Source organism: Streptomyces glaucosporus, assembly GCF_039533345.1.
GTDB lineage: Bacteria > Actinomycetota > Actinomycetes > Streptomycetales > Streptomycetaceae > Streptomyces > Streptomyces glaucosporus.
In genome coordinates this window covers 120951-136321 of record NZ_BAAATJ010000009.1, presented here as the reverse complement: position 1 = coordinate 136321, position 15371 = coordinate 120951, and the positions used below count along the sequence as shown (strand labels likewise).

The 15371-nt window shown below is 69.6% G+C and carries 21 protein-coding genes and 1 pseudogene; 14 read left to right on the top strand and 8 right to left on the bottom strand.

The window, feature by feature from the left end; translation table 11 throughout:
• The first annotated feature begins 97 nt into the window (after nucleotides 1-97).
• From ABD358_RS12640 to ABD358_RS12580, 13 genes and pseudogenes are all read left to right on the top strand, one after another.
• The gene (locus ABD358_RS12640) at nucleotides 98-688 is read left to right on the top strand and encodes a hypothetical protein (RefSeq protein ID WP_344631044.1); all 591 of its coding nucleotides are present in this window, start codon (nucleotides 98-100) and stop codon (nucleotides 686-688) included.
• A 202-nt stretch (nucleotides 689-890) separates the two neighbouring features.
• Nucleotides 891-1328: a 30S ribosomal protein S16 gene (gene rpsP / locus ABD358_RS12635; protein WP_344631043.1), complete on the top strand. Its 438-nt coding sequence runs from the start codon at nucleotides 891-893 to the stop codon at nucleotides 1326-1328.
• 2 nt (nucleotides 1329-1330) lie between these two features.
• The gene (locus tag ABD358_RS12630) at nucleotides 1331-1570 is read left to right on the top strand and encodes an RNA-binding protein (RefSeq protein WP_344631096.1); all 240 of its coding nucleotides are present in this window, start codon (nucleotides 1331-1333) and stop codon (nucleotides 1568-1570) included.
• Between the two features lie 101 nt (nucleotides 1571-1671).
• The gene (gene rimM / locus ABD358_RS12625; RefSeq protein ID WP_344631042.1) at nucleotides 1672-2250 is read left to right on the top strand and encodes a ribosome maturation factor RimM; all 579 of its coding nucleotides are present in this window, start codon (nucleotides 1672-1674) and stop codon (nucleotides 2248-2250) included.
• On the top strand, nucleotides 2247-3056 hold the full coding sequence (gene trmD / locus ABD358_RS12620) for a tRNA (guanosine(37)-N1)-methyltransferase TrmD (protein ID WP_344631041.1): 810 nt from the start codon (nucleotides 2247-2249) through the stop codon (nucleotides 3054-3056). Before rimM ends, trmD begins: the two co-directional genes overlap by 4 nt.
• Before the next feature lie 132 nt (nucleotides 3057-3188).
• On the top strand, nucleotides 3189-3536 hold the full coding sequence (gene rplS / locus ABD358_RS12615; protein WP_344326965.1) for a 50S ribosomal protein L19: 348 nt from the start codon (nucleotides 3189-3191) through the stop codon (nucleotides 3534-3536).
• A 76-nt stretch (nucleotides 3537-3612) separates the two neighbouring features.
• Entirely contained in the window at nucleotides 3613-4254 is a 642-nt protein-coding gene (gene lepB / locus ABD358_RS12610; protein ID WP_344631040.1) for a signal peptidase I, read from the top strand.
• On the top strand, nucleotides 4247-5302 hold the full coding sequence (gene lepB, locus ABD358_RS12605; RefSeq protein WP_344631039.1) for a signal peptidase I: 1056 nt from the start codon (nucleotides 4247-4249) through the stop codon (nucleotides 5300-5302). Before lepB (ABD358_RS12610) ends, lepB (ABD358_RS12605) begins: the two co-directional genes overlap by 8 nt.
• On the top strand, nucleotides 5229-6140 hold the full coding sequence (lepB, locus tag ABD358_RS12600; RefSeq protein ID WP_344631038.1) for a signal peptidase I: 912 nt from the start codon (nucleotides 5229-5231) through the stop codon (nucleotides 6138-6140). Before lepB (ABD358_RS12605) ends, lepB (ABD358_RS12600) begins: the two co-directional genes overlap by 74 nt.
• 66 nt (nucleotides 6141-6206) lie before the next feature.
• The gene (gene lepB, locus ABD358_RS12595; protein ID WP_344631037.1) at nucleotides 6207-6956 is read left to right on the top strand and encodes a signal peptidase I; all 750 of its coding nucleotides are present in this window, start codon (nucleotides 6207-6209) and stop codon (nucleotides 6954-6956) included.
• 13 nt (nucleotides 6957-6969) lie between these two features.
• The gene (locus ABD358_RS12590) at nucleotides 6970-7293 is read left to right on the top strand and encodes a DUF2469 domain-containing protein (protein WP_344631036.1); all 324 of its coding nucleotides are present in this window, start codon (nucleotides 6970-6972) and stop codon (nucleotides 7291-7293) included.
• Nucleotides 7294-7434: 141 nt separating this feature from the next.
• On the top strand, nucleotides 7435-7809 hold the full coding sequence (locus tag ABD358_RS12585; protein WP_344631035.1) for a YraN family protein: 375 nt from the start codon (nucleotides 7435-7437) through the stop codon (nucleotides 7807-7809).
• 1 nt (nucleotide 7810) lies between these two features.
• Nucleotides 7811-8791: pseudogene (locus tag ABD358_RS12580) on the top strand (YifB family Mg chelatase-like AAA ATPase); the annotation flags it as partial.
• A 387-nt stretch (nucleotides 8792-9178) separates the two neighbouring features.
• Here the strand turns inward: ABD358_RS12580 and ABD358_RS12575 are convergent.
• The 5 genes from ABD358_RS12575 to ABD358_RS12555 all read right to left on the bottom strand — a co-directional run bounded on the left by ABD358_RS12575 (nucleotide 9179) and on the right by ABD358_RS12555 (nucleotide 12480).
• On the bottom strand, nucleotides 9179-9811 hold the full coding sequence (locus ABD358_RS12575) for a hypothetical protein (protein ID WP_344631034.1): 633 nt from the start codon (nucleotides 9809-9811) through the stop codon (nucleotides 9179-9181).
• Nucleotides 9812-10191: 380 nt separating this feature from the next.
• Nucleotides 10192-10548 carry a hypothetical protein gene (locus tag ABD358_RS12570; protein ID WP_344631033.1) on the bottom strand — a complete coding sequence of 119 codons (357 nt, stop codon included), beginning with the start codon at nucleotides 10546-10548 and terminating at the stop codon, nucleotides 10192-10194.
• Between the two features lie 353 nt (nucleotides 10549-10901).
• Complete coding sequence (locus ABD358_RS12565) at nucleotides 10902-11120, bottom strand: hypothetical protein (protein ID WP_344631032.1); 219 nt, start codon at nucleotides 11118-11120, stop codon at nucleotides 10902-10904.
• Between the two features lie 700 nt (nucleotides 11121-11820).
• The gene (locus ABD358_RS12560; protein WP_344631031.1) at nucleotides 11821-12252 is read right to left on the bottom strand and encodes a hypothetical protein; all 432 of its coding nucleotides are present in this window, start codon (nucleotides 12250-12252) and stop codon (nucleotides 11821-11823) included.
• Nucleotides 12253-12255: 3 nt separating this feature from the next.
• Nucleotides 12256-12480, bottom strand: coding sequence for a hypothetical protein (locus tag ABD358_RS12555; RefSeq protein WP_344631030.1), 225 nt, complete (start codon nucleotides 12478-12480; stop codon nucleotides 12256-12258).
• Nucleotides 12481-12973: 493 nt separating this feature from the next.
• Between ABD358_RS12555 and ABD358_RS12550 the strand changes: the two genes are divergently transcribed.
• A complete protein-coding gene (locus tag ABD358_RS12550; RefSeq protein WP_344631029.1) occupies nucleotides 12974-13138 on the top strand; it encodes a hypothetical protein in 165 nt (54 codons plus the stop codon).
• Between the two features lie 61 nt (nucleotides 13139-13199).
• On the opposite strand, the gene ABD358_RS12545 is transcribed toward ABD358_RS12550, so the two are convergent.
• From ABD358_RS12545 to ABD358_RS12535, 3 genes are all read right to left on the bottom strand, one after another.
• A complete protein-coding gene (locus ABD358_RS12545; protein WP_344631028.1) occupies nucleotides 13200-13844 on the bottom strand; it encodes a hypothetical protein in 645 nt (214 codons plus the stop codon).
• Nucleotides 13845-13982: 138 nt separating this feature from the next.
• Nucleotides 13983-14177, bottom strand: a complete 195-nt coding sequence (locus ABD358_RS12540) for a hypothetical protein (RefSeq protein ID WP_344631027.1) — start codon at nucleotides 14175-14177, stop codon at nucleotides 13983-13985.
• A gap of 101 nt (nucleotides 14178-14278) precedes the next feature.
• A complete protein-coding gene (locus ABD358_RS12535; protein ID WP_344631026.1) occupies nucleotides 14279-15367 on the bottom strand; it encodes a hypothetical protein in 1089 nt (362 codons plus the stop codon).
• Between the last annotated feature and the right edge of the window lie 4 nt (nucleotides 15368-15371).

Sequence of the window (15371 nt, the reverse complement as noted above, 5' to 3'; positions counted from 1 at the left end):
CTCGGCGCGCATCGCCCATGAACTGACTGGTACGTGCAAATTATTTGGGATGCCCCGTAATCGGAACACCGGGACACTCCGGCTCGTTGTTCACGACGTGAGCACGACACCACCTGTACTCGCCGCCGAACTGGCACTCGCCTGGGCCGACATTCAACGGCACCACCCCGAGCTGCCCGATCTGGCCGCGCCCGAATCGCTGATCGGAGAGTCGTCGTCCGCCTGCGGCGCCGAGCTCTCCTTCGAGAGGCTGCTGCACGAGGCCGTCCACGGGATCGCCGCCGCGCGCGGAGTCCGGGACACCTCGCGTGCCGGCCGTTACCACAACCGCCGCTTCCTGGCGATCGCCGAGGAACTGGGGCTGGAGCACTCCGACGAGCCGCATCCGAGCAGCGGCTTCTCCCTGGTCGCCATGAAACCCGAGACCAGGAAGCGCTACCGGCCCACCATCGAGCGGCTGCAGCGCGCCCTGCGCGCCCACCGCGCCGCCACCACCACCGACACCTCCCGCGCCTTCCGGGGGCCCGCCGCGCGGCACGGTTCGTCGGGCGGCGGCGTGCGGGTCAAGGCGGTCTGCGACTGCGGGCGCAACGTCCGGGTCGTCCCGTCCGTCCTGGCCCAGGCACCGATCATGTGCGGAGCCTGCGGTCAGCCGTTCCGCATCCCGGAGGCCGTCGGAGTGGGCTGAGCCGCACCGGCGGCCGGTGCCGGGGACCGGGGGGAGACCGGCTGCCACGGCGAAGTGTGGCACAATGGGCGGCTGTACTCGACAGCCGCACAGGACCCCTCTCTCCTCCGGCTGACGCGTCCACTCGGACACTCGGGTACCACCACCCCACGTGGCACCCCGCCGTGTCCAACCACGCCAAAGACCAGGAGACACCACAGCCGTGGCAGTCAAGATCAAGCTGAAGCGACTGGGCAAGATCCGTTCGCCTCACTACCGCATCATCGTCGCCGACTCCCGTACGCGTCGCGACGGCCGGGCCATCGAGGAGATCGGTCTGTACCACCCGGTGCAGAACCCCTCGCGCATCGAGGTCGACTCGGAGCGCGTCCAGTACTGGCTGGGTGTCGGCGCGCAGCCGACCGAGCCCGTCCTGGCCATCCTGAAGGTCACCGGCGACTGGCAGAAGTTCAAGGGTCTGCCCGCCCCGGAGCCGATGAAGCTCCCCGAGCCCAAGGCCGACAAGCGCGCCGTCTTCGAGGCCGCCGCCAAGGAGTCCGCGGACGAGCCCCAGGGTGAGGCCATCACCCAGAAGAGCAAGAAGGCCGACAAGAAGGCGGACGAGGCCGAGGCCGGAACCGCCGAGTCGACCGAGGCGTGACCATGCTGGAAGAGGCCCTCGACCACCTGGTGAGGGGCATCGTCGAGCACCCCGACGAGGTGCAGGTCGCCTCCCGCAACCTGCGTCGCGGGCGCGTGCTGGAGGTCCGGGTGCACCCCGACGACCTCGGCAAGGTGATCGGCCGCAACGGCCGCACCGCACGCGCGCTGCGCACCGTCGTGGCGGGCCTCGGCGGCCGGGGGGTCCGCGTCGACCTCGTCGACGTCGACCAGGTCCGCTGAGGATCGCGGCAGACACACAGCACAAGGCACCGGCACGGGCCGGGAGCGGCACCGCCGCTCCCGGCCCGTGCCGGTGCACGGACACACGGAGTTGACGAGCAGTGCAGCTGGTAGTCGCGCGCATCGGCCGCGCCCACGGCATCAAGGGCGAGGTGACGGTGGAGGTGCGCACGGACGAGCCCGAGGTGCGGCTGGCCCCCGGCGCGGTCCTGGCCACCGATCCCGCATCCGCCGGCCCGCTGACCATCGAGAGCGGACGCGTCCACAGCGGGCGCCTGCTGCTGCGCTTCGAGGGAGTGAAGGACCGCACCGCCGCCGAGGCGCTCCGGAACACCCTGCTGATCGCCGAGGTCGACCCGGAGGAACGCCCCGAGGACCCCGACGAGTACTACGACCACCAGCTGATCGACCTCGACGTCGTCACCCGCGACGGAACGCCCGTGGGGCGGATCGAGGAGATCGCCCACCTGCCCTACCAGGACCTCCTCGTGGTGCGGAAGACGGACGGCGGCGAGGTGCTCGTCCCCTTCGTCGGCGAGATCGTCCCGGAGATCGACCTGGAGGAGCAGCGCGCGGTGATCGACCCGCCGCCGGGGCTCCTCGACGACCGGGCCGAGATCGCCGGCCCCCGTCCGGACGGGACGGACGGCGGCGGACGGGACGGGGACGGGACCCGATGAGGCTCGACGTCGTCACGATCTTCCCCGAGTACCTGGAGCCGCTGAACGTCTCCCTCGTCGGCAAGGCACGTGCCCGCGGCCTGCTCGACGTGCGCGTCCACGACCTGCGGCAGTGGACCCACGACCGGCACAACACCGTCGACGACACCCCCTACGGCGGCGGCCCCGGCATGGTGATGAAGCCCGAACCGTGGGGCGAGGCGCTGGACGCGGTCATCTCCTCCGGAGAGGGCGACCCGGTCCTCGTCGTCCCCACGCCCAGCGGACGGCCGTTCGACCAGACGGTGGCCGTCGAACTGGCGGAGAAGCCCTGGCTGATCTTCACCCCCGCCCGCTACGAGGGCATCGACCGCCGCGTCATCGACGAGTACGGCGAGCGTCTGGACGTGCGCGAACTGTCCATCGGCGACTACGTCCTGGCCGGCGGGGAGGCTCCCGTCCTGGTCATGGTGGAGGCCGTCGCACGGCTGCTCCCCGGCGTCCTCGGCAACGCCGAGTCCCACCGCGACGACTCCTTCGCCCCGGGCGCCATGGCCGACCTCCTCGAAGGCCCCGTCTACACCAAACCCCCGCTGTGGCGCGGCCGGGGCATCCCCGAGGTGCTGCTCAGCGGCCACCACGGGCGGATCGCGCGCTGGCGCCGCGACCAGGCGTTCCTCCGCACCGCGCGGTACCGTCCCGATCTCATCGAGCGCTGCGACCCCGCGGCGCTGGACGCCGAGGACCGCAAGCTCCTGGCGGAACTGGGCTGGACCGAGCTCCCGGACGGCCGATTTGGGCGGACCGCCGAGGACATGGAAGAATAGGCCGCTGCCTCACGCCCGGCGCGCGACCCTGCCACAGGGGGACCGACGCCCGCCCGGTGCGGTGGCTCCCGAATCATTCCAACGAACCGTTCCGCCGGTGGCCTGTGGCACCGGCGAGGAAAGCAGACCGTCATGCACCTGCTCGACAGCGTCGACGCCGCGTCCCTGCGCAGCGACATCCCGAAGTTCCGCCCCGGCGACACCGTCAACGTCCACGTGCGCGTCATCGAGGGCAACCGCTCCCGCGTGCAGCAGTTCAAGGGCGTCGTCATCCGCCGCCAGGGCTCGGGCGTCCGCGAGACCTTCACCGTCCGCAAGGTCAGCTTCGGCGTCGGCGTGGAGCGCACCTTCCCGGTGCACACCCCGGTCGTCGAGAAGATCGAGGTCGTCACCCGCGGTGACGTCCGCCGCGCCAAGCTGTACTACCTGCGCGAGCTGCGCGGCAAGGCCGCCAAGATCAAGGAGAAGCGCGAGCGCTGATCCGCGGCCGCGCGGGGGCGGCGGTACCGCACCGCCCCCGCCGCGGACCGTCGTGCGCCGGGTTAGTCTCGGCTCGATGGACACCGACGCACAGCACACACGGCCCACGGAGCGCGACCGCTCCCCGGTCCCCTCGACGGGACGGGGACACCGGTCGCGCTCCGCGCGTCTGGGGGCGGCACTCGCCGTCTCGGCGCTGCTGCTCTCGGCGGTCCACGCGTTCGTGGCGGAACCCTTCCGCATCCGGAGCGACTCGATGGCGGACACCCTCGGCGTCGGAGACCGTGTCCTGGTGAACAAGCTGGCATACCGTTTCGGCAACCTTCCGCGGCGCGGGGACGTTGTGGTCTTCGACGGCACCGGATCGTTCGACCGGGAGCCGTCGGACGCGTCCGACTACGTCAAGCGCGTCGTCGGAGTCGGCGGGGACAGGGTCACGTGCTGCGACGAGCGGGGGAGGATCGAGGTGAACGGCGAACCGGTGGACGAGAGGTACCTGCATCCCGGCGACCGGCCCTCGGCCGTCCCGTTCGACGTCGAGGTCCCTGAGGGACGGCTGTGGGTGATGGGCGACCACCGCTCCCGCTCCCGGGACTCCCGCGACCTCCTCGGCGCCCCCGGCGGCGGCACCGTGCCGGTGGACCGGGTGATCGGCCGGGTCGACTGGGTCGTCTGGCCCGCCGGCCGCTGGACCTCCCTGCGGGGCCGCCATGGGTAGACGAGGAAGGCCCAGAGGGCACCGGGCGGGCGGCGCCGCGCCCGAGGAGCTCCGGGAGCCCCGGACGACGCTGCGCGGCCCCGGAGAGGGACGGGCGGACCGCCGGCGCGCCGCCAAGCGGATCAAGCGGCGGCGACGGCTGTCGGTGACCAAGGAGATACCCGTCCTGGTGGGCGTGGCGCTGCTGATCGCGCTGGTGCTCAAGACGTTCCTGGTCCAGGCGTTCGTCATCCCCTCCGGCTCGATGGAGCAGACGATCAGGATCGACGACCGGGTGCTGGTGGACAAGCTCACGCCCTGGTTCGGCGCGCGCCCCGAACGCGGTGACGTGGTCGTCTTCAAGGACCCCGGGGGCTGGCTGCCGCCCGAGGAGAAGCCCGAGCGGAACGACCCCGTGGGGATCAGGCAGGGCAGGCAGTTCCTGACCTTCATCGGCCTGCTGCCCTCGGACGACGAGCAGGACCTGATCAAGAGGGTCATCGGGATCGGCGGCGACACCGTCGAGTGCTGCGACGACAGCGGCCGGGTGACGGTCAACGGGACGCCGCTGAACGAGCCGTACCTCCACCCCGGCAACGCCCCCTCGCAGATGCGCTTCAAGGTGAAGGTCCCCGAGAACCGGATCTTCGTCATGGGCGACCATCGCGCCAACTCCGCCGACTCCCGTTACCACCTGGACGATCCGGGGAACGGGACCATCCCGGAGGAACTCGTGGTGGGCAAGGCCGTGGTGATCGCCTGGCCGTACTCCCACTGGCGACGGCTGGAGGAACCCGAGACCTACGCGTCGGTACCCGATCCGCGCGGCGAGCCCGCCTCCGCGGCGGCGGACGGGGAGAATGGCACGGCCGACGACATGGTGCGGATCCCGAGCCCTGCGGAACTCCCGCTCGTTATGGGAGTGGTGGGCCTGCACCGGCTGAGGCGCGGGCGACGGCGCGGTACGAACAGTGTGAGGAGTGGATGTGGGGGACGTGGCGGTTGGAGCGCGCTCCGACGCGGACGGACCGGAGAGGCGGGCCGGCGACGAGCCCGTGGAGCGCGGTGAGGAACCGACCGCGGAACCGGACGGCGGAGAAGACACAGCGGACGTGACGGACAGAAAGCAACAGCGCTCCTTCCTGAAGGAACTCCCCCTGCTGATCGGCATCGCGCTGATCCTGGCACTGCTGATCAAGACGTTCCTGATGCAGGCGTTCTCCATCCCCTCCGACTCGATGCAGAACACCCTGCAGCGGGGGGACCGGGTCCTGGTGGACAAACTGACCCCCTGGTTCGGGGCCGAGCCCGAGCGCGGCGAGGTCGTCGTCTTCCACGATCCGGGCGGCTGGCTGGACGAGAGCACGCAGAGCGACCCCGGCGGCATCGCAGGCGCCTTCCAGGAGTTCATGAGCTTCATCGGGCTGATGCCCTCCGCCGAGGAGCAGGACCTGATCAAGAGGGTCATCGCGGTCGGCGGCGACACCGTGGCCTGCGAGAAGAACGGCCCCGTCACGGTCAATGGCAAGGCCCTGGACGAGGAGTCCTACATCTACCCGGGCAGCACTCCGTGCGGCAGTGAGGGCTTCGGCCCGGTCAAGGTGCCCGAGGGACGGATCTGGGTGATGGGCGACAACCGCCAGAACTCCCTGGACTCCCGCTTCCACCAGGACCTCGAGGGGAACGGCACCGTCCCCGTGGACGACGTCGTCGGGCGCGCCGTCGTCAAGGCGTGGCCGATCGACCGCTGGGGCACCCTCCCCGTGCCGGACACCTTCGAGGAGAAGGGCCTGGCCGCGGCGCCCGCGGCGATGGGGCTGGCGGGCGCGATTCCGCTGGTGCTGTGGCGCAGGAGGAGGAGGGCCGCCGAGGCGGCACGGGCGGCGGCTCCGCGGGACGGGGCCTGACCCGCGCGCGTACCCGGGGGTAGGGTGCGGCCAGGCCGTTGGCGGAACCAGACCCCGGGAGCGCGAGTGACTGGAACAGGACGTGCCCGAGGAGCCCGCGGCCGTCTGGGCCGCACCCTGTCCTCACTGACAGCGGTGGTCGGCTGTGTGCTCTTCCTGGGCGGTTTCGTGTGGGCGGCCGTGCTGTACCAGCCCTACGCCGTGCCCAGCGACTCCATGGTGCCCACGGTGAACGCCGGGGACCGGATCCTGGTCCAGCGCGTCGACGGGGACCAGGTCAGACGCGGCGACATCGTCGTCTTCCGGGACCCGGCGTGGGGCGAGCTGCCGATGATCAAGCGGGTCGTGGGCGTCGGGGGCGACACCGTGGAGTGCTGCGACAAGGAGGGAAGGCTGACCCTCAACGGCGAAGCCCTCGACGAACCGTATCTGCGGCGGGACGAGCAGGCCTCCTTCACGGATTTCGAGGCGGCCGTGCCCGAGGGGCGCCTCTTCCTCCTCGGGGACCACCGCATCGACTCGGTCGACTCCCGGATGCACCTGGAGGACGCGGCCAACGGTTCCGTGGAGCGGGACGCGGTGGTGGGCCGGGTCGACGCCGTGGTGTGGCCGCCGGCCAGGGCCGGGATGACGGAGCGTCCCCGGAGCTTCGCCGATCTGCCCGGTGGCGTCTCCCGGCCGGGACCGCTGGGGTCCGCCGCGGCGGCGATCGCCGGCGGTGTCGCGCTGATCCTCGTCGGCGCCGTGGCCGGAGCGATCACCGCGGTCCGCGGAAGGCGGGCGCGCCTGACGCACAATGGGGGGACGCACGGCTGAAGGGGAACATGCCATGAGCGCCGAGGATCTCGAGAAGTACGAGACCGAGATGGAGCTGAAGCTCTACCGGGAGTACCGGGACGTCGTCGGGCTGTTCAGGTATGTGATCGAAACCGAACGGCGCTTCTACCTCACCAACGACTACGAGATGCAGGTGCACTCGGTCCAGGGTGAGGTCTTCTTCGAGGTGACGATGGCCGACGCCTGGGTGTGGGACATGTACCGCCCGGCCCGCTTCGTCAAGCAGGTGCGGGTCCTCACCTTCAAGGACGTGAACATCGAGGAGCTGAACAAGAGCGACCTCGACCTGCCCGAGGACTCCGGCTTCAAGAGGTGACCGGGGCGTTCGGCCGTACCCGGAGCAGCTCACCCACACGGGTGAGCGACTTGTCCACAACCCGCCGGTTCTCCACCGAATCGGGCCATGATCACCCTGCCGTCTCCCCGTCCGCCACAGTCGGACCCGGAGGTGGTACCGATGAACGGCAGGAACGCACTCGGACGCTACGGCGAGGACCTGGCCGCCCGGCGGCTGCGGGAGTCGGGCATGGCCGTCCTGGACCGCAACTGGCGCTGCCGGAGCGGTGAGATCGACATCGTCGCCCGGGACGCCGACGCACTCGTCATCTGCGAGGTCAAGACCCGCAGAGCCGGCCCCTACGAACACCCGATGGCAGCGGTCACCCCGCGCAAGGCGGCACGGCTGCGCAGACTCGCCGCCCGCTGGCTGACCGAACGATGGCTCACCCGGTACGGCCGGCCGCCGACCGGGGGAGTGCGCATCGACCTCGTCGGCATCGTCCTGCCCGAACGCGGCGCACCCGTGGTGGAGCACGTCAGGGGGGTGGCCTGAGATGGGGTTCGCCCGCACCTGCTCGGTCGCCCTCGTCGGAGTCGAGGGCGTGGTGGTCGAGGTCCAGGCGGACCTCGAACCGGGCCTCGCCACCTTCACCCTGGTGGGCCTGCCCGACAAGAGCCTGGTCGAAAGCCGCGACCGGGTCAGGGCCGCCGTCGTCAACTCCGGCATCGACTGGCCGCAGAAGAAGCTCACGGTCGGTCTCAGCCCCGCCTCGGTGCCCAAGAGCGGCAGCGGCTTCGATCTGGCCGTGGCCTGTGCGGTTCTCGGAGCGGCGGAACGGATCGACCCCCGTGAGCTCACCGGGCTGGTGATGATCGGCGAGCTGGGGCTCGACGGCCGGGTCCGGCCCGTCCGCGGCGTCCTCCCCACCGTCCTGGCCGCCGCGGACGCCGGGTACCGCCAGGTCGTCGTCGCGGAACAGACCGCGGCCGAAGCCGCCCTGGTGCCCGGCGTCTCCGTGCTCGGCATCCGCTCCCTGCGCCAGCTCGTGGCCATCCTGACCGACACGCCCGTGCCGGACGAGGACGGCCCGGGCGAGGACGGTGCCGCGGCTCCGATGCTCGCAGGGCTCGCCATGCCCGGCTCGGGAAAGGGCATCGCGGGGATCGGCGGCGACCGCCCCGTGGACCTCGCCGAGGTCGCCGGGCAGGCCACGGCCCGCAGAGCCCTGGAGGTGGCCGCCGCGGGCCGTCACCACCTCTTCCTGAAGGGACCGCCCGGCGCGGGCAAGACCATGCTCGCGGAACGGCTGCCCGGCCTGATGCCGCCCCTCACCCGGGAGGAGGCGCTGGAGGTCACCGCAGTCCACTCCGTGGCGGGAGCGCTGCCCCCGGGGCGGCCTCTGGTCGAGAGGCCGCCGTACTGCGCCCCGCACCACTCGGCCACCATGGCCTCCCTCGTCGGAGGCGGCAGCGGGCTGCCCCGGCCGGGGGCCGTCTCCCTCGCCCACAACGGCGTGCTCTTTTTGGACGAGCCGAGAGATCCGGACTTACTCCGTGTGGCATCGGTTCTCTCACAAGGGGCCGAGTGCCTGTCAAGCGGACACTGTGGATTTGTGACGCGGTTCACAGCGTCAGGCCGCGCCAGTCTGCGTCAGTCCGCGTCAATGCGCTGTGCGTCGTTCTCACGCCCCGTCAGGGCGTGGCGGGCGCCTCGCTCCAGGCTTGACGCAAACGCTCGCGAGAGGCGCCGCTGGGCCGCTTCTCGCCGATCACCTGCCGGTCGACGTCCGGCCAGGTAGGGGAGGGGTGGGGGTATGACCCCTTGGGTCGCAGTTTCCGCACCGCTACGTCTTACCGCCCGCCAAATCGCCACGGTCCCAGGGTCGTGACCTCAGAGAGCGAACACACAGCACAGGCGGGCGTCAGCGCATGAAAAGACTTGCGATGGCCAAAACCACAAAGTTGATTGCCCAGCCGTACATCAACATGACGGACCGAGATCTGACGGGCTCTGCTGTCTCTCGAACCTGCACATCAACAAGGGGGGCACCCAGGCACCTGACGGGACGCTCTGGGCCGTCCACAAGCAGAGAAATGTTGACTTTCTGCTTCCGGGTCAGCAAGCAAGGGGGAACCTCGATCCGGTGACGAGCTCCCGCAGAAATGCCTACGCTCGGCGCCACGGTGCCAGTCGGTTGTGACGCAACTTCAAGGACGGCCACAACGTCGGCGCCGAGGTCGTACACGATGGGTTGGCCCGCGTGGAACTGAGCCGCAGTGATGTCGCGTCGGCCCGTGTTCCTCAGCTCCAGCTCGACCACGCGCGGACGTTGCACGGTCGTGCCGTGATGAGCGACTGTCAGGGCGCCGGTCTGGCTGTGCGAGGCGACGAAGAGGGACGTGTTCGCGAGGGTCCAGTACGCCAGGCGCCGTTTGGGGTTGCTTGCTCGCAGCGTCGCGAAGGCACCCAAGAAGCCAACCGCCACGGCGACAAGTGTCGTGATGGCGAACTGCCAGAACGAGCCGGATTCATACCAGGGCGTCGCGATCAACATGAGCCGGAGTGTATGGATTCGAACTGCGTTGCGTCGCCCGTTCGCCACACGAAGGCCAGCTCGCGGAGACGGGGCGGGCATCTCTGGGAGAGCCCGCCCTCCATCCCCGTATCCCCTGTGGCGCGCTTACGCCGCCGCGCGCCTCGATCGCATCCGGCAGGCCGCGGAGCACCAGCGAGCGTCACAGCGTCGCCCTGCCAGGGAGGCGCCGCATGCCTCGCACTGGCCTGCCGCGGGTCGAGTGGCCTCCCGCTCGTCGCGCTGTCGGCAGGTGCGGGAGCAGTAGACGTGCTCGACGGAACGAGGCTCGAACGGTGCCAGGCAGCGAGCGCAGAGCCCTTCGTTCCATCGGCGGTCGAGTTCTTCCTGAGTCGGCCGGCTCACGCTTCCACCTCCTCCACAGTGAGCGTGTCGGCGTCCGTGACCAGGTGGGCGATCCCGACCAGGAAGAGCGTGTTCCCGGTCGCCTTCGCCCCGGAGAACTGCCGGATGACCCGGTCGTACTGCCGGTGGGCTCCGATGGTTCGGGGGTGGTAGTGCTCGGGGTGCTCGCAGTAGACGGCTCCCGGCGCGTAGTCGGAGTGCATCGGCTCGGTCTGTTCCTGGTCACACCAGCCTCGGTAGCTGAGCTCTGCTGCGGGCTTGCCGGTGTCGACGCAGGCCAGGTCTCGTGCCTTACCCAGCGCACGGGCGGCATGGGTGTGCGCCAGCTTGTACGACACCGTGCCGGTCTTCATGCGCGGGTCAGCGTGCCAGTCCCGCTCTGCGCAGTTCTTCGTTCGGCCGGACGCGACGTTGCGGATGTGCAGGAGCTTCGCCACGCCACCGCAAGCACACTCGAACCACGCCCGCTCGGCGTCGCCCGCGATACGGCGAACGAGGGTCAGTTGTCCGTTCGAGGATGTCCAGCCAGGGCGGTACTTCTGAGCGCCAGGGCGAGGGGTGTTGCGCCCCTTCTTCGTGTACCTGGCGCGCTGTCTGGCATTGTGCCGGTCGAGCTTGCAGGAGTCGCAGAACCGAGGAGCAGGGCCACGCTTGCCCGTGCGCTCGATCGGGTTCGGACAGGTCTCACAGGTCAGGGTCGGTACGGTCACGCTGCAACCTCCTCAGCGTTGTAGGTGATGGTCATGGCTCGCTCATCGAGCGCGAAGCGGGGGTCAGGGAAGCGCTGTGCGTCTGTCTCGACGTGCAAGCGGAGCGAGAGCGCCAGACCCTCACGGATGGTGTGTGAGCCGGTCAGGGCGCCACCTGAGACCGAACCGAAGCCCTTCACTTCGTGGCCGGTGATGACGTCCAGGACGAGCGCCACGGCGTCAAGAGCGTCCGTCGTGTCGGCGTCCGGGTAGCCGTGTCCCTTCGTGGCGTAGAGCGAGACGTCGAGCCAGCGGGCTGACCCGCGGCCCTGGTGTGCGTCGGCGGAGACGAGCCAGACGTCTACGCCGGGGAGCGTGAGGGAGTCGAGCAGGGCCGACAGGCGCTCGCCAGCGAGGCGAGTCGAGTAGTGCAGGTGTGAAGCGAGGATGGCGGAGCCTTCTTCCTGTAGGGGTTGGGTACTGCGAGGGAGCGCCAGCGACCGGCAGTCCTCGGCGTAGTAGCGACGGCGAGAGAAAGTGGCTTGCCGTCTTGGGAAGTGGGGCGCTACCGCGCCCCCAGTGAGTAAGCGGGCATGCGTCAGGGGCGCCCGTAGGGCGCCACAGAGCAGAGCTGCAAGACGTCTTCGGTTGGTGCCGGGCGGAAGCCCGGCCACAGCGCAGAGCTACTTACTGCTTGCTCTCGCCGTTGCCCGAGACGGACTGTGTCTGTCCGCGCGGAGACTCCGCCAGGAGTCGAGCACGACAGTGCTCTTACTCTGGCCAAAACTTCTCAGCAGGACGGGGGACTCTTACTCTGGCCAAAACTTCGGGATGGATCGGCGATGCGCCGGGCCTCCTTACTCTGGCCAAAACTTCTCGACGAGCAGGAGCGGGCTCGGGGGCCGAGCCGGGGACTCCTACTCTGGCCAAAACTTCTCAGGCGGCATCGTCGAGCCAGTCGTCAGCGTCGACCCAGCCCAGCCACTCCGTGGCCCGGTCTCCGGGCTCCAGGCTGAACGTCGTTTTCGCTCCGCGCTTGGCGCCGATCGTCTCGACCGTCAGCCACCCGGCCTCGACGAGCACCTGTACGCCTCGCTCGGTGTACGCGCGCTCTCGACCGGCGCTGTCCCGGACGCCCACGGCATCCGCCAGTGAGCGCCACGGCACAGTTACGCGGGAGTCGTCGCCACAGAGCCGGGCAAGTTGCTTCGCCACCCGTTGGCCGCTGCGAGGTACGCACTGGATCACGTCGGCGTACCACTGCGCCGCCTGTCCGGTCGGTGGGTAGTGCTCGGCCGCCAGGGCGTACCCGCGCTTCCGTAGCTTGGTTCGGTTCTCCTCGATCTTGGGGAACAGGTCTTCCAGCACGGCTCACCGCACCGGCCGGGAGAGCTGCCAGGTGTCGTAACCGAGGCGCCGAAGCCAGCCCTCCTCTTGCAGCGAGCGAAGGCCAGACTCGAACTCGGCCCCGGAGATCGAGCACTTCCGAGCCAGCTTTCGAGGGGAGAGCCGGAACGGCTCGCTCGCGGGGAGCGTGAGGTAGCGGGACGTGTAGCCGACCCAGGAAGGGGCGGCAGGGTTGTTGGTCTTGGGCACGAGTGTGCGACCTCCTTCAGGAAGGCCGAGGGCAGCGCACAGCTACGCCTCGGCGTGGTGATGGGAGATCGCGCGTACCGTTCGCGCTCGGGGTGCCCTCGGCTTCCCCTGCCAGCCCCTCGGGATGGCGGCCTCTCACGGAGTGGCCAGCTCTACCGCCGTCGCACGGCGGGAGCTACGGTGCGCCTCGAAGAGGCGGAAGAGATCTTTTACATGATCGTGAAGAGGCTCGTCAACTTTGCGTCGGCCTGTGACCTGTCAGCCGAGTCGACTCAGGGCAATCGATGCACTCGGGAGTGAGCTTCGTTGCCGTCGGGATCACCTCCAAAACCGTTACGTGCCACTGCAAGCCGGGTAGGCTCAAGTCGCCCAAGATTCCCGGTACTCCGGGTTGGGGTGCGGCACCTGATGAGGCGTAAGCGAGGAGCCCCGGCAAAGGGGGCTTGGGCCCTCGCGCCTGCGCCTGTGCCACACCGCAACCGGAAGGAGCCACATGGACATGGCGGGCTGGATGGTTCTCGGAACGATGGCGGTCGTCTTGGGGTCCAGATTTCTGGGGAACCTCATTGACCAGGTTCCGAAGCTGTCCAAAAAGGTGATCGCTGCGATTCGAGCCGTGCGCGACGTGCGCGACGAGATCCGGATGTACCGCAGTTGATCAGCCGGTCGCGCTGGGGGACCCCTACCGCAGCGCGACCGGACCAGAGATCAAGCCCTTCTCATGTTGCGGCACCCCCGACGACGGCGAGCACTCGACTCGCCCGCTTCCAGGACAGCCGGCACTCGGCCTGAAGTGCGGAGACGGTGAGGCGCTTGCCCGATCGGGCGTACTTCCGCGCCACCTCTCGGGCCTGCTCGATCACCTGTGCCTCGGTGCGTCGAGCTGGGAGCGTCGACCCCTTGGCGGTCGCTCGACTCTCCACCCTCGGGACAGGCTTCGCCTCAACGGCAGGAACGAGGGAAACGACGACACGGGAAGCGGTCTCCGCGGACAGGAACAGAGCGACGGTGGCAGTCAGGCCGTAGGCGACGAGGAGAGCAGTCGGTGCGTTGCCGTACCGGTCGGCGAGGGCGTGAGCGACGTTGACGAGGGCAGAGCTACCGGCGAACGCGGCAACCGAGGTGATGGCGAAGCGGCGGCCTCGACGGTCGGTGAGGACGAGGGCGCCGAGCATCCCAACGAGCGTGCCAGCGTCGGGCAGGAGCGCCCAGGACACTGCGGCGTAGGTGGGTAGCCCGATCGTCTCGGCGGCGTAGTAGGCGGCGGGGAACGTGCTCACGAACGCCAGGGCGGCGACGAGAGAGAGGGCGACGAGGAGCAGGACGGTAGCCACTCTCTTTGCGGCGGGGGTGGTGCTGGACATGAGGTGTTCGGGTTCTCCTTCTGTGGTCAGGCAGACGAGAGGCGCCCCGGTCGGCGAGCGACTGAGGCGCCTCTGTACGTGAAGTGGAAGACGTACGTACGTGAGCCGGCACGCGGTCGACGTGCGCGGCCGGGGTGGTCAGGCGTTGCGCGCCTCGGCTCGGGCGACCTCGCGCACGTAGCGGTCGTGGGCCATGTGGCGAAGGGCAGTGCCCTTGTACTTCGCAGTCCGAGGGGTGGGCTTCTCGGGGGAGGCGATACGAACGGCCACGCAGGCGAGGGTGAAGACCTCGACGAGGGTGGCGGCGTAGATGGCGGCGAGAGCGTAGGTCATGCGGAGGGTGCTCCTGTTCGGGTTCCAGTGAGGACCGTGGTCTGATCGGCCCAACAACGCCCCCGGTCTGCGGACCAGGGCCAGGGGCGAAGTTGGAGCGATCAGGCGGTCTTACTGGTCAGCACCACGCGCACGCCGACGTTCTGGGGGTTGTCGGTCTGCATGTCGAAGTGCGACACCTTCTCGACCACGCCGACGCCACGGAAGAACTTGTCGACCATCGCCTGAGTGCCCTTGCCCGCAGCCGCGCGCACGGCCTCGATCGGGAAATTCGGCGTGTTCGACTGGACCTTGTACTCAGCCTCGACGGTGACGGTCCGGGTGTTGCCGTCCTTCTTGACCTTGAACCGCTTGGACTCGGGGCGTGCGCTCATGTCCGGGGCGGAGACGCCACCACCAGGGGACACGGTGAGGCCACCAGCCATCTCGCGCTGAACCGGGAAGGCTCGAACCATCTCGATGGACAGGGTGCCGATGACCGCGTTCACGTCGCGCTCGGTGGGGTCCTTCGTGATCACGGGGACCGAGGCGTACGCGCTGAGCTGCTGCACTCGGATCACGTCCACGACGAACCCGTCCCGGCGCTCAGTCTGCGTCGTGGGCTCGAAGCGCAGGTTCCAGCCTCGGGCGTCGAACTCTCGGACGACGTCCCGCTTGTCGATCTGCTGGAAGTGGGGGAGGCGGAAGCTGCGGATCGTCAGTCCTGCCGTGAGGATGCCGCCCTTTTCGCTCGCCTTGCCGTCCTGTGTGATCACGACGATCGGGCCAGTCGCCAGGTGCTCGGGCGCCTCAGCCGGGCGAAGGAACGTCGGGATCACCTCGGCCGCGTAGGGGATGACCTTTGCCACGGCCTCGGCGACGAGAGCGGCCAGCCGCTTGTCTCCGTTCGGCAGAGACTCGCGGAGTCGCTTCGCGGTGCGCTCCTGTCCCTCGGCGAGCAGTCGGGCGTACTCGACACCGTGGAAGGCTTCGGCGTAGTCGGCCGGGGTGAAGCCGACCGAGCCGGTACCGAGCTGGCGACGGTAGGCGTTCAGCCGTCCCTCGGCCTCGGCCGCCTGCTCCTTGCGCTCCTCGATCAGGGCGTGAGCCTCGGCCGCTGCCTCTTCGAGGGCGGGCAGCTTCTTGGTCACCTCGGCCTCTTCGGCGGTGATGAGGGCGGCGAACGTCTTCGGGGTGGTCTTGGTAGCCATCTGT